The organism is Bradyrhizobium yuanmingense (assembly GCF_025200905.1).
Lineage (GTDB): Bacteria > Pseudomonadota > Alphaproteobacteria > Rhizobiales > Xanthobacteraceae > Bradyrhizobium > Bradyrhizobium yuanmingense.
This window is the reverse complement of the sequence record NZ_CP104173.1, coordinates 1835149-1846527: the sequence shown is the minus strand read 5'-3', so window position 1 is coordinate 1846527 and position 11379 is coordinate 1835149. Positions and strand designations below refer to the sequence as shown.

Sequence of the window (11379 nt, the reverse complement as noted above, 5' to 3'; positions counted from 1 at the left end):
CCCGCGTATGGATCAGGAAAAGGTCAACATCCTGCTCGTCGACGATCAGCCGGCCAAGCTGCTCGCCTATGAGGTGATCCTGAAGGATCTCGGCGAGAACCTCGTCATCGCCTCCTCGGGCCGCGAGGCGTTGGAGGTGCTGCTCAAGACCGAGATCGCGGTGATCCTGGTCGACGTCTGCATGCCCGAGCTCGACGGCTTCGAGCTCGCCGCGATGATCCGCGAGCATCCGCGCTTTCAGAAGACCGCCATGATCTTCATCTCGGCGATCCAGGTCAGCGACATCGACCGGCTGCGCGGCTACGAGATGGGCGCGGTCGATTACGTGCCGGTTCCGGTCGTGCCGGAGGTACTGCGCGCCAAGATCAAGGTGTTTGCCGAGCTCTACCGCAAGACGCGCGAGCTCGAACGGCTGAACCACGAGCTCGAGGATCGCGTCCGCGCCCGCACCGCGGAACTGGAGGCTTCCACCGCGAAGCTGCGCGAGAGCGAGCAGCGGCGCAGCATGGCGATCGCGGCAGGCAAGATGGGGTCCTGGGACTGGGACTGGATCAGCGGCGATTGGATGTGGGACGAGGGGCAATACAATATCTTCGGCGTCAGCCCCGACAATTTCGAGATCAATCCGGCCAACGTTCAGGCCCTGCTGCACCCCGACGACGTCGACCAGTTGCGCAAGGCGATCGCCGAGTTCAACAAGGGCACACGCGCCTATGAGACGGAGTTCCGCATCATCCGGCCCGACGGCGAGGTGCGCTGGTGCGTCGGCACGGCGGCCGCAACCACGGACGAGAGCGGGCGCGTGGTGCGCGTCAGCGGCGTGACCGTCGACATCACCGAGCGCAAGCGCGCCGAGGAGCGGCAGAACCTGCTGGCGCGGGAAGTCGATCATCGCGCGAAGAACGCGCTGGCGCTGGCGCAGTCGATCGTGCGCCTCACCCGGGCCGACGAGGTCAAGGCCTATGTCAACGCCGTCGAGGGGCGCATCAATGCGCTGGCGCGCGTGCACACCATCCTGTCGCTGTCGAGCTGGCAAGGCGCCGAGCTCTCCAGGCTGATCGACGAGGAGCTTGCGCCCTACTCGCTGGGCGACCAGATCAAATTGGCAGGGCCCGAAGTTCAGTTGCTGCCGGCGACGGCCCAGACGCTGGCGCTCGCACTGCACGAGCTCTTCACCAACTCGGCAAAGTACGGCGCGCTATCCACGCGAGCGGGGCGGCTCGCGATCGATTGGCAGGTCGACGAGGAGCTGCTCACGCTGAGCTGGGAGGAATCCGGCGGTCCCCTGGTCAAGACCCCGAAATCGCGCGGCTTCGGCACGCGAAGCCTGCTTGCGAGCATCGAGTCCCAGCTTGGCGGACAGGCGCAGTTCGATTGGCGCGCCGAGGGCCTGCTGTGCCGTCTTGAGGTGCCGTTGACACGCAAGACCGCGGCGGCTGCACCAAGCAAGTTCGACACCGCCGGCGCTGCCGAATTGCAACGCGCATCCGGTTAACCTGACGCTGCGCTGCTCATGCGCTGCGCCGTGCGTGGTTCGCGCGCGACGCGCCCTTCGAGCCAAGCTTCCGTTCGGGCGAGATCGCGCAGCGCCCTCGCGTAGCGGCGGGCCGCGCTTCGCTCCGCGCCAAGCGGAAGCTTGCGCGCCTTGCGCAGGATGTCCGCGGCCGCGTTGCGATAGGCCAGCGAGCGGTAAAGAAAGACGACCTTACCCATATCGATGTTCCCGTCGATGTTCCCGTTTTGCTGGCGCCCATCTTGGCAAGCCCGGCATGAACGCCGGATGAAACGGGCGGTAACAATTCCTTCAGCGGAACGGAACCCGGCGATCACATGCGCGTTGGCGTGGCAGTTCGGGATGCCGTCCCATGCGCACCAAGAAGTCGTCTGAGCTGATCTCTGCCAGCGGCCTTATCAAGCTGATGACGCATGCAATGATGGGCGCAGCGCTCGGCCTCATTTTCAGCCTCACGCTCGTCCTGTCCAATCCAGCCGTCGCCAACCTGCTGAACAATGGCGGAAGCCAGGCCGCGATGGTCTTCGCCCTCACCTTGGTGACGACCTTCGCGATCGGCGCGACGCTCACCGGCGCCGTGTTCATCCTGGCCGAGGACAAGCAAACTTGAAGCGTGGGTGACGCACGGAAGATACTTCGCCGGGAACTCCCTGCCGCGACGCGCGGTTTGTGCCTGCGTCAATTTAACTCAGGGAGTTTCCCCGCGTGAAGACGACCAAGCTCGCTCTCGCCGTAATATTGGCAACCGGCCTTGCCGCCGCGCCGTTTGCCGCCCAGGCCAAATCGCACAAGACTAAGCATGGATCCTCGATGTCGTCGGCACAGACCACCGGCGCCAACACCAAGTCCTCCAAGGGCGCTGATCCGTCCGGCCAAGGCGGCGCCGGTCCCGGCTCTGATCAGGGCGGCACCATGACCAACAAGGGCGGCATGACCGACACCAAATAGGCGCTCCCTGGAATCATGAAGGGCTCCGCATTGCGGAGCCCTTTGTCTTCTATCTTTGGTTCGGCACTCGGCCTTCAGTATCCGGCGCCAAGGATCTCAGCGGCGCTCGGCTGCGCGCGCGGAGTTGCCGCCTGTCTTCACGGCACGAAGCCGCACCCGGTCGCGGACGTTCGGCAGTACGTCGCTGCCGCCGGCAGCCTTCCATTCGGCGATCAAGAGATTGATCTTCCGGCGCAAGTCCATCTGCGCCAGGGCTCTTTCCGTGCAGTCGTGATCGCGCTCGACGAGGTCGCGCACCGACGCCTCGACGTCGGCCATCTCAAGCCTCAAGGCTCTGATTTTACGTCGAATTTCATTAATTCTGTTGTCCATGCCTTGTTAGAACAAAATAAGAACATATAGTCAAGTCACGATTTCAGGACGGAGACGCCAGATGCAGGTTCAAGGTAAATACGACGCCAGATTTTTCCTGGGCGAGCAGATGACGCGGGCGCAGGGCCTCAAGCTGAAGCGGCTCAGCGAAGAGGCCTACCAGCCCGGCCAATATGCGCGGGATCTGTCCTTCAGCGAGGCCGCCCGGCGCATCCAGGTGCTGGAAGCGGAGATCGAGCTGGCAAACTCCTTCTAGAGCATCGCATCGCGCTTTAGGCATGCGCCGTTCCACGCTCCCGGAACCATGGCTGTGCAGAATGGTTCTCCCCGCCGAGGGAGAATATGCATGGCACGCAAGGCAAAAAAGCGCCGCTACTCACGCAGCTCGGGAAGCGATGTCGCCACCGAGATGCGGCGTTACAAGAAGGGCACCGCGAAGAGCGGCCGTGGCGGGCGCGGCGGCCGCGTCAAGAACCGCAAGCAGGCCATCGCGATCGGACTGTCGAAGGCACGCAAGAAGGGCAAGAAGGTCCCGAAGAAGGCTTCGAAGCGCAAGAGCGCCAAGAAGACGTCCAAGAAAGCATCCAAGAAAACGTCCGGGACGTCGTCCAAGAAATCGTCGAACAAGAAATCATCGAAGCGCAAATCCAAGCGGTCGCGCTGACCCGCCTCAGATCATGCTCCCCGGCATGAAGCAGCGGATCGAAATCCCGAACGCAGTCTTGACCGGCCACACCATCGTGCGGCCGGCCCGGTTGGGCTCGGTGATGACGGCCTCATCCGGCACATCGATCCACTGTCCGTCGATGCGGACACGGTAGCGCCCGTTGTGCGACTCCCAGTCGAGATCGGCAAGGGCGAAACCGTCCGCGTCCGAGCAGCACGGACCGAGATGGCTGCGCAAACTGTCGAACCATGGCTTCAGAGGAGAATTCGCGTAGCGGCCGTCGTCGCGCCCGAGCGCGTTTCCCCCCGAGAGCACCAATGGCGCCACGAGCAGCGCACTCCTGAGCGAGAGCTTCAATCGATCCATGTCGGCACCGATCACTTGTGAACCACCGGCGAGTTCCACAAAGCGCCGGGAGGCTCGAAGTTCCACGCTTGCAACCTTCTCTCAGCGGCGACGTTGGCGCAGAGCACCGAGGCGCCCTGCGAGTGTGATCAGCGAACACGGCTTTTTCGGACGCACCAGGTCATCATCCCTGCCGTTAACGAGAATGTGACCGGCCTGGTGCGGACGTGACGTGTGTGCAAAAGGCGGCCCGAAGGCCGCCTTCCTGGATTGGTAAGGGTCGAGTTGACGTTATGCGAGTGGCACCGCAACGAAGCGGGTGGCCTCCGCGCTTCTGACCTGAAGCAGCACGCTGCGCTTGCCCGACGATTTGGCCTGCGCCAGCTCGGAGCGCACCTCGCCGACATTGCTGACAGCCTTGCCGCCGACATTGAGGATGACGTCGCCGGTCCGGATGCCGCGTTGCGCGGCCGGGCCTTGCGGATCAACCTCGGTGACGACGACGCCGTTCTGGCCTGCGCCCTGAACGTCACCGGCGGGCGCCAGGCTGAGGCCGAGGCGCGGCGTGCCGACACCCGGCTGTCCGCTGCCCTCGTCGGCATTGCCACTGCCATTGCCCTTGGCCTGCCGCTCGTTCGGCAACTCGCCGAGCGCCAGCGTCACCGTCTTGCTGTCGCCCTTGCGGAAGACATCGAGCTTCACGGACGTGCCCGGCGTCAAGCCGGCGATGGTGCGGGCGAGGTCGCGGGAGTCCTTGATCGTGGTGCCGTTGACGGCGGTGATGACATCGCCCGCCTGGATGCCGGCCTTCGCCGCCGGGCTGCCATCCTGCGGATTGTCGACGATCGCGCCGCGCGCCTCCTTGAGCCCGAGGCTGTCGGCAATATCCGATGTCACCGGCTGCACCTGCACGCCGAGCCAGCCCCGGGTGACCGCGCCTTTGTCCTTCAATTGCGCGACGACGAGCTTGGCGGTCGAGGCCGGGATATCGAAGCCGATTCCGACCGAGCCGCCCGAGGGCGAGAAGATCGCAGTGTTCACGCCGATCACGTTGCCGTTCATGTCGAAGGCCGGACCGCCGGAATTACCCTTGTTGATCGGCGCGTCGATCTGGATGAAGTCGTCATAGGGACCGTTGCCGATGTCGCGGCCGCTGGCCGAGACGATGCCGGCGGTCACGGTGCCGCCAAGACCGAAGGGATTGCCGACCGCGACCACCCAGTCGCCAATGCGCGGCTTCTGGTCGGAGAACTTGACGAACGGAAAGTCCTTCTTGCCGTCGACCTTGATCAGCGCGAGATCGGTCTTCGGATCGGTGCCGACCACTTTCGCGGTGTAGGTCGTGCCGTCGTCCATCGTCACCTGCACGGACTCGGCGCGATCGACGACGTGATTGTTGGTCACGGCATAGCCGTCGGCGGAGATGAAAAAGCCGGAGCCTTCGCCCGTGATCATCTGGTGGCGCTGGCGCGGCATGCCGTTCGCGCCGCCCGGGAAGCGGAAACCGAACTGTCGCGAGAACTGGTCGAACGGCGTGTCCTCGTCCGAATCCATCCGGTTCTGCTGCAGCATCGCGCTCTTGTCGTTGTCCTGATCGATTTTGACCCGCACCGAGATCACAGCGGGTTTGACCCTGCTAACGAGATCGCCGAAGCCGGGCGGCGTCGCGGCGGCTTCGGCCGCCTGAGCCGGCGCAATCAAGGAGTTGATGCCGTACGGCGAGGCGCCTGGCGCAACTGCCAGGGCGGCCACGCCCAGCGCGGCCACGGTGCCGAGCAGCGCGAGCCGCCGCGGCCGCAAGATCTTGCGAGACGTGGTGATGTCGGAATTGACGCGATCGTTCATGTCGAAATGTCCATGTTGAGCAGGTGTCGCCTTGCCCGCAACATGGTCGCTGCCACCTTACGGCGTCCCGTCCGTCCGATTAAATCTCGGCAAAGAATGGATGAGCGGTCGCAGCAGGCAATCCGGACGTTTGATACAGCTCAACGCGCCGCCTTCGCGCAGTGAAAAACTGCGACCCTCGGATGATGCTCAGCGGAGGCGCGCCATGTACAAAGACATTCTCGTCCACATCCCCACCGAACGTCCCATGCGTCCCGCGATCGAGGGCTCGGTCTCGCTCGCGGCGAAGCTCAACGCGCATCTCGACGCGGTCGCGGTCGGCTATGTCGCCACCAGTACGGCTTACGTCATGGAAGGCGGCGCGGCGGTGGCGGCCGTGTTCGAGCTGGAGCGCGAGCGGGCCGAGGCGGCGCTCGCGGTATTCAAGAGCGAGGCGGCGAACGCCGGCATCTCCTATACCTGCCACGCACTCGGCGCGATCCCGGCAGATGCCGCCGGCTCGCTCGGCGAGATGGCACGGCTGCACGACCTCAGCGTCGTGCTCCAGCCCGATCCGGCGCAAGGCTCGTTCGACAACGACATGCCGAGCGAGATCCTGTTCCGCGCGGGCGGCCCGGTGCTGTTCCTGCCCTACACCTTCCGGGGAGCCTTCAAGGCGAAGCGGATCGGCATCTGCTGGGACGGCAGTCGCGTTGCCGCCCGCGCCATGCGCGACGCAGCTCCGTTCCTGGCGCGCGCCGAAGAGATCGTGATCATCACCGTCAACGAGACCGACGACGTCTCCAGCGAAGCTTCAGCGAGCGGCTTGGCCAGACATCTCGGCCGGCGCGGATTGTCCACCCGCACCGTCAGCCTGACCGCCACGCGCGCCGACATTCAGCCGATCATTCTGTCGCTGGCGGCCGACGAGAGTCTCGATCTTCTGGTGATGGGCGGCTACGGCCATTCGCGGTTGCAGGAACGCTTTCTCGGGGGCGTCACCCGCGCCATGCTGGAAGCCATGACGGTCCCGACGCTGATGTCGCATTGACGCGCCGGCCTGGCGCCGTCACGCCGCGACGGGAGCTTCCCATGTCGTGGGCGCGGCGGCGTCCTTGTCGCGGTGCACATTGCACGCGTCGAAGTGCGCCTTGAGCTCGATTTCGGCAAGATGTTCGAAATGTTCGGCTTGGCCGAGGAGTTCCCAGTTCTGGAGCGGCCGGTAGGCCGCCTGCTGACGGCAGAGGGACGCCAGCGCCCGGTAGCGACGTACGTTCTCCATGAGACCCTCCCTCGCGTTCACCGGCTTATTGCCCTGATTTGCGTCAGGCCGATGGCGTTTATGCAAAACATTTGCTGCGCGCTCAACGCGCCTGAACCAAGTTAATTTTCGAGAAGTGCCGGTAAGGATTTTAGTTCCAAACGTCCGCTCGGAACTCTGTGCCTAGTGCTAGGCGTAGAGGCGGCGCTCCACGGCGACGCCCACCAGGTCGAGATAACGCTCGATCAAGTCGGGACGGCCGACGAGATAGCCTTGCATCTCCTCGCAGGCCTCGCGGGCCAAGAAGGCACGTTGGGCTTCCGTCTCCACCCCCTCGGCAATGACCGGGATCTTCAGCGCGTGCGCCAGGCTCAGGACGGCGCGGACAATCTCGGCCGATTGCGGCGTCGCCTCCAGGTTGGAGATGAAACTGCGGTCGATCTTGATCTTGTCGAACGGGAACGACTGCAGATAGGACAGCGAGGAATAGCCGGTGCCGAAATCATCCATGGCGATGCGGATGCCGAGCGCCTTCAGCCGCCGCAGCAGGTTGAGCGCGCGGGTGAAATCGCCGATCAGCACGCCCTCGGTGATCTCGACCTCGAGCCGCGTCGGCGTCAGCCCCGTCTCCAACAGGATCTGGTGGGTCGAGCGCTCGAGATCGCCCGCCTGGAATTGGACCGGCGACAGATTGACCGCGACCTGCAACGGCCGCGGCCAGGATGCCGCCTCGCGGCACGCCTCGCGCAGCACCCATTCACCGATCTCGACGATCAGCCCGTTCTCCTCGGCGAGCGGAATGAACTGGTCCGGCGGCACGAAGCCCCGCGTCGGGTGATTCCATCGCAGCAGCGCCTCGAAGCCGATGACCTCGCCATCCACCCGCGCCTGCGGCTGGAAATAGACGAGGAGCTGGTTCTGCTCCAGCGCCTGCCGCAGGTCGTGCTGCAACAGCCTGCGATCGCGCAGCTCCTGGTCCATCTCGGATTCGAAGCAGCGGACCCGGCTCCTGCCCTCGCGCTTGGCGCGGTAGAGAGCCGAGTCGGCATTGGCGAGCAGCGTCGCCGCGTTCACGCCATCGTCGGGATAGAACGCGATGCCGACGCTGAGGCCCACGTGGGAGAGATAGTCGTCGACCTCGAGCTCCTTGCCGATCGTCTCGACCAGGCGTTCGGCCAGCGCCAGAACGTCCTCACGGCTGGCGTTGTCGGGCATCAGGATCATGAACTCGTCGCCGCCGATCCGGGCGACGAAGGCGCCTTCGGCTTCCGCGGCAAGCCGGTCGGCGGCCGCCCGCATCAGCATGTCGCCGACGGGGTGACCGAACACGTCGTTGACCTCCTTGAAGCGGTCGAGATCGAGGCTCAGCACAGCGAAACTGGTCGATGCCTCCTGCGCCCGCTCCAGCCGTTCGTCGAGCGCCGCGTTGAAGGCGCTGCGGTTCGGCAGGTCCGTGAGCGCATCATGATGCGCAAGATGGCTGATCCGCTGCCGGGTGGTGACACGCTCCGTGACATCCTCGATCACGCCGACCAGATATTGCGGATCCCCGTTGCCATCCGTGACCAGCATCTTGCGTGAATTGACGACCCGGTCGCGGCCCTTGACGCCGACTTCGAGCAAATGCTCCTCCAGAACCATCGGCATGCCGCTGGCCGCGACGCGTCTATCCTGCTCGTTGACCACGCGGGCCACGTCAGCCGGGAAGATCTGCTCGGGCGTTCGGCCCAGCATCTGTTCGCGCGGCATGCCGTAATAGTCTTCTCCGGCGCGGTTGAGCAGGATGTAGCGCGAACTCGGAATGTTTTCGATGATTGTGTCGAGGAACTCGCGGGTCCGCAGCAGATCCTGCTCGACCTCGTCGCGCGTTTGCGCGCGTACTTCGATCATCCGCTGACGCTCGCGATCACCGGCCTCGTAAGCCGCGCTGACGAACTTGCCCAGCTTGACGAGATCGACCTGTCCGGTGGCATCGGTGGCGCAGCGGAGCTGCTCGGCGAACAGGCGATGCATGCTCATGCCATCACTTTGCGCCGCGTGCGGGCTTCATGCCGCAGTTTCCGTCGTTACGCATCCGCGCTCTCATAGCGTCCCTAAACCACAGATTGAGACGCTTGGCATTGCGCGGTCGTTAATCCATTGTCCTTCTCCGGTGCGTTGGTTACCCCGGCCTGAATGAGCCGATCGATTTGGAAGGCATGCTCCGTAGAGATCCGGAGAAAGTGGCGCGCCTTGACACACCGGAGCCACGGCGGTGGGCTGATCCGTAATCTACCGGATAAGCGCACTTTCTTCGGCCCGCTTCGCGGGCGCGGAACTATCTTGCAGCTTCGGAACCCGGCCGGTCTCCGCGGCGATGCGAATAGCCGCGATATTGGCGGCATATTCGCCAGCGCTCTTGCCGCGAAACACGGCGGAGCCCGCGACCAGCGTGTCGGCACCCGCTGCAGCCACGGCCGCGGCATTGTCGCGCGTGACACCGCCGTCGACCTCGAGCCGGATCGGCCGCCCGCCGATCATGGTCCTGATCCGCCTGATCTTGTCGATCTGCGATGCGATGAAGGATTGGCCGCCAAAGCCCGGATTGACCGTCATCACCAGCACGAGATCGATCCGATCGAGCACATACTCGATCACCGCATCCGGCGTCGATGGACAAAGGCTGACGCCAGCCTTGCTGCCAAGCGAGCGGATCGCCTGGAGCGAGCGGTCGAGATGCGCCCCCGCTTCGGCGTGCACCGTGATGATGTCCGCTCCGGCCTTTGCGAACGCCTCGAGATAGGGATCTGTCGGCGCGATCATCAAATGCACGTCGAACGGCTTCTTCGAATAGGGGCGGACCGCCTTGATGACGTCGGCACCGAAACTGATGTTCGGCACGAAGTGTCCGTCCATGACGTCGCAATGGATCCAGTCGGCCCCAGCGGCGTCGATCGCGGCGACCTCCTCGCCGAGACGCGCGAAATCCGCGGCGAGGATCGATGGAGCGATCATGATCTCCTTCGTCATGGCACTGCACTCCGCGCATCCGCACCGCCGCTGAAGACTCGGCTCGCCAAGACGTCCATGGCATCGATGGTTTCGAGGTCGGCGACATCGAGCATGCGATCGAGATCGGACACCAGCCGATCGGCCTGCCGCAGGCGGATGCGGTCGACGGCGTTGCGGATCGAGCGCGCGTTGGAGAAGAACGGCTGGGTCCGACGCAGCGCGATGTATTTCTCGAACGCCTCGCGCGCCGCGGCCGACAAGCGATAGCCGCGCTCCTTCAGCATCAGCTCGGCTATGACGAGCAGCTCGGCCTCTGCATAGTCAGGGAATTCGATGTGGTGGGCGATGCGCGAGCGGAAGCCGGGATTGGAGGCGAAGAATTTCGTCATCCGCTCGCCATAGCCGGCGAGGATCACGACGAGGTCCTCGCGCTGGTTCTCCATCACCTGGAGCAGGATCTCGATCGATTCCTGACCATAGTCGCGCTCGTTGTCGGGACGATGCAGGTAATAGGCCTCGTCGATGAACAGCACGCCGCCCATCGCCTTTTTCAGTATCTCCTTGGTCTTCGGCGCGGTGTGGCCGATATACTGGCCGACGAGATCGTCGCGCGTCACCGAGATCACCTGCCCGCGCCGCACGAAGCCGAGCCCGTGCAGGATCCTGGCCATGCGCAGCGCGACGGTGGTCTTGCCTGTTCCAGGATTGCCGGTGAACGACATGTGCAGCGTCGGCGGCGCGGAGGCGAGGCCGGCACGCTGCCGGATGCGCTCGATCAGCAGCAGCGAGGCGATCTGGCGCACGCGGTTCTTGACCGGCTTGAGTCCGATCAGCTCCTGATCGAGCTGTTGAAGCGTCTCGGTGATCCCGGCCGCTTCAGCCTCCTTGCGGAGATCGAAATGGGTCTCGCTGTGTTCGGTCGTGGTTGCGTGGGGGACATCGAGCATGGCTACCCTCGAAGAAAAGAGCTTCGCCGCGAGCAAGGCGGCGAAGCAGTGGTCCGCCAAGGATGCGAAGCAGGGAGAGCTCCGCGCGGAAGCGGATGACTCAAGCTGGCGCGTGCGCGGCCGGCTTTCGAACCGTGGTGTAGCGGACCGCACGGCCGCCGACCTCCTGCCGCACCAGCTCGAACTCCGTTTCTTGCTTCGGCCGGTTGACGAGGAAGGAGATCCGCACCGACTCCCAGCCGTGGCTGGCATCGAAGCCGCTGATGCGGATATAGCGGTCGCCGTAGACCCTGCGGCACTCGGCCAGCTCCATCATCACGCCGGCGGCGTCCTGGAGATCGAACATCGGCAGGCCCCACATCTCCCAATAGGTGTTTCGGGGATGCGGATCGTCGGTGAACTCGATGTTCACCGCCCAGCCATTGGCGAGGCAATACTGCACCTGGCTGGTGATCTGCTCGTCGGTCAGATCCGGCAGGTACGAGAAGCAGCCCTGGGTGATCTTCATCTC

At 64.5% G+C, this 11379-nt stretch carries 15 protein-coding genes; 6 read left to right on the top strand and 9 right to left on the bottom strand.

What is annotated here, in order from left to right; translation table 11 throughout:
* Positions 1-7 precede the first annotated feature (7 nt).
* Positions 8-1495, top strand: coding sequence for an HWE histidine kinase domain-containing protein (locus N2605_RS08660; RefSeq protein ID WP_036003924.1), 1488 nt, complete (start codon positions 8-10; stop codon positions 1493-1495).
* Here the strand turns inward: N2605_RS08660 and N2605_RS08655 are convergent.
* On the bottom strand, positions 1492-1713 hold the full coding sequence (locus tag N2605_RS08655; protein WP_036029983.1) for a hypothetical protein: 222 nt from the start codon (positions 1711-1713) through the stop codon (positions 1492-1494). The genes N2605_RS08660 and N2605_RS08655 overlap by 4 nt on opposite strands.
* A gap of 152 nt (positions 1714-1865) precedes the next feature.
* On the opposite strand from N2605_RS08655, the gene N2605_RS08650 reads away from it, so the two are divergent.
* The gene (locus N2605_RS08650) at positions 1866-2123 is read left to right on the top strand and encodes a hypothetical protein (RefSeq protein ID WP_036029986.1); all 258 of its coding nucleotides are present in this window, start codon (positions 1866-1868) and stop codon (positions 2121-2123) included.
* 95 nt (positions 2124-2218) lie between these two features.
* Complete coding sequence (locus N2605_RS08645; protein WP_036003915.1) at positions 2219-2461, top strand: hypothetical protein; 243 nt, start codon at positions 2219-2221, stop codon at positions 2459-2461.
* Between the two features lie 96 nt (positions 2462-2557).
* Here the strand turns inward: N2605_RS08645 and N2605_RS08640 are convergent, their stop codons facing one another.
* The gene (locus N2605_RS08640) at positions 2558-2779 is read right to left on the bottom strand and encodes a hypothetical protein (RefSeq protein WP_036003912.1); all 222 of its coding nucleotides are present in this window, start codon (positions 2777-2779) and stop codon (positions 2558-2560) included.
* Positions 2780-2894: 115 nt separating this feature from the next.
* On the opposite strand from N2605_RS08640, the gene N2605_RS08635 reads away from it, so the two are divergent.
* Together N2605_RS08635 and N2605_RS08630 are read left to right on the top strand one after the other, a co-directional pair.
* Positions 2895-3089, top strand: coding sequence for a DUF3072 domain-containing protein (locus tag N2605_RS08635; protein ID WP_057026883.1), 195 nt, complete (start codon positions 2895-2897; stop codon positions 3087-3089).
* 90 nt (positions 3090-3179) lie between these two features.
* Positions 3180-3497, top strand: a complete 318-nt coding sequence (locus tag N2605_RS08630; protein ID WP_036003905.1) for a DUF6496 domain-containing protein — start codon at positions 3180-3182, stop codon at positions 3495-3497.
* A 6-nt stretch (positions 3498-3503) separates the two neighbouring features.
* Here the strand turns inward: N2605_RS08630 and N2605_RS08625 are convergent, their stop codons facing one another.
* On the bottom strand, positions 3504-3866 hold the full coding sequence (locus tag N2605_RS08625; protein ID WP_036003965.1) for a hypothetical protein: 363 nt from the start codon (positions 3864-3866) through the stop codon (positions 3504-3506).
* Between the two features lie 270 nt (positions 3867-4136).
* Complete coding sequence (locus N2605_RS08620; protein ID WP_260346295.1) at positions 4137-5690, bottom strand: Do family serine endopeptidase; 1554 nt, start codon at positions 5688-5690, stop codon at positions 4137-4139.
* A gap of 205 nt (positions 5691-5895) precedes the next feature.
* Between N2605_RS08620 and N2605_RS08615 the strand changes: the two genes are divergently transcribed.
* Complete coding sequence (locus N2605_RS08615; RefSeq protein WP_260346294.1) at positions 5896-6720, top strand: universal stress protein; 825 nt, start codon at positions 5896-5898, stop codon at positions 6718-6720.
* An 18-nt stretch (positions 6721-6738) separates the two neighbouring features.
* Here N2605_RS08615 and N2605_RS08610 read toward each other — a convergent pair whose 3' ends face one another.
* The 5 genes from N2605_RS08610 to N2605_RS08590 form a co-directional block, all read right to left on the bottom strand.
* Positions 6739-6951, bottom strand: coding sequence for a hypothetical protein (locus N2605_RS08610; RefSeq protein WP_036003891.1), 213 nt, complete (start codon positions 6949-6951; stop codon positions 6739-6741).
* 168 nt (positions 6952-7119) lie between these two features.
* Positions 7120-8949 carry a putative bifunctional diguanylate cyclase/phosphodiesterase gene (locus tag N2605_RS08605; protein ID WP_260346293.1) on the bottom strand — a complete coding sequence of 610 codons (1830 nt, stop codon included), beginning with the start codon at positions 8947-8949 and terminating at the stop codon, positions 7120-7122.
* Between the two features lie 252 nt (positions 8950-9201).
* Positions 9202-9939 (bottom strand): ribulose-phosphate 3-epimerase, encoded by a 738-nt coding sequence (gene rpe / locus N2605_RS08600; RefSeq protein ID WP_260346292.1) that lies wholly within the window; start codon positions 9937-9939, stop codon positions 9202-9204.
* Entirely contained in the window at positions 9936-10868 is a 933-nt protein-coding gene (cbbX, locus tag N2605_RS08595) for a CbbX protein (protein ID WP_260346291.1), read from the bottom strand. The genes rpe and cbbX overlap by 4 nt, the downstream gene beginning before the upstream one ends.
* A gap of 100 nt (positions 10869-10968) precedes the next feature.
* A complete protein-coding gene (locus tag N2605_RS08590) occupies positions 10969-11376 on the bottom strand; it encodes a ribulose bisphosphate carboxylase small subunit (protein ID WP_225138307.1) in 408 nt (135 codons plus the stop codon).
* Positions 11377-11379: the final 3 nt, after the last annotated feature.

Coding starts and splice junctions, on each gene's coding strand:
- N2605_RS08660 (WP_036003924.1), top strand. CDS start 8: ATGGATCAGGAAAAGGTCAACATCCTGCTCGTCGACGATCAGCCGGCC.
- N2605_RS08655 (WP_036029983.1), bottom strand. CDS start 1,713: ATGGGTAAGGTCGTCTTTCTTTACCGCTCGCTGGCCTATCGCAACGCG.
- N2605_RS08650 (WP_036029986.1), top strand. CDS start 1,866: ATGCGCACCAAGAAGTCGTCTGAGCTGATCTCTGCCAGCGGCCTTATC.
- N2605_RS08640 (WP_036003912.1), bottom strand. CDS start 2,779: ATGGCCGACGTCGAGGCGTCGGTGCGCGACCTCGTCGAGCGCGATCAC.
- N2605_RS08635 (WP_057026883.1), top strand. CDS start 2,895: ATGCAGGTTCAAGGTAAATACGACGCCAGATTTTTCCTGGGCGAGCAG.
- N2605_RS08630 (WP_036003905.1), top strand. CDS start 3,180: ATGGCACGCAAGGCAAAAAAGCGCCGCTACTCACGCAGCTCGGGAAGC.
- N2605_RS08625 (WP_036003965.1), bottom strand. CDS start 3,866: ATGGATCGATTGAAGCTCTCGCTCAGGAGTGCGCTGCTCGTGGCGCCA.
- N2605_RS08620 (WP_260346295.1), bottom strand. CDS start 5,690: ATGAACGATCGCGTCAATTCCGACATCACCACGTCTCGCAAGATCTTG.
- N2605_RS08615 (WP_260346294.1), top strand. CDS start 5,896: ATGTACAAAGACATTCTCGTCCACATCCCCACCGAACGTCCCATGCGT.
- N2605_RS08610 (WP_036003891.1), bottom strand. CDS start 6,951: ATGGAGAACGTACGTCGCTACCGGGCGCTGGCGTCCCTCTGCCGTCAG.
- N2605_RS08605 (WP_260346293.1), bottom strand. CDS start 8,949: ATGAGCATGCATCGCCTGTTCGCCGAGCAGCTCCGCTGCGCCACCGAT.
- rpe (WP_260346292.1), bottom strand. CDS start 9,939: ATGACGAAGGAGATCATGATCGCTCCATCGATCCTCGCCGCGGATTTC.
- cbbX (WP_260346291.1), bottom strand. CDS start 10,868: ATGCTCGATGTCCCCCACGCAACCACGACCGAACACAGCGAGACCCAT.
- N2605_RS08590 (WP_225138307.1), bottom strand. CDS start 11,376: ATGAAGATCACCCAGGGCTGCTTCTCGTACCTGCCGGATCTGACCGAC.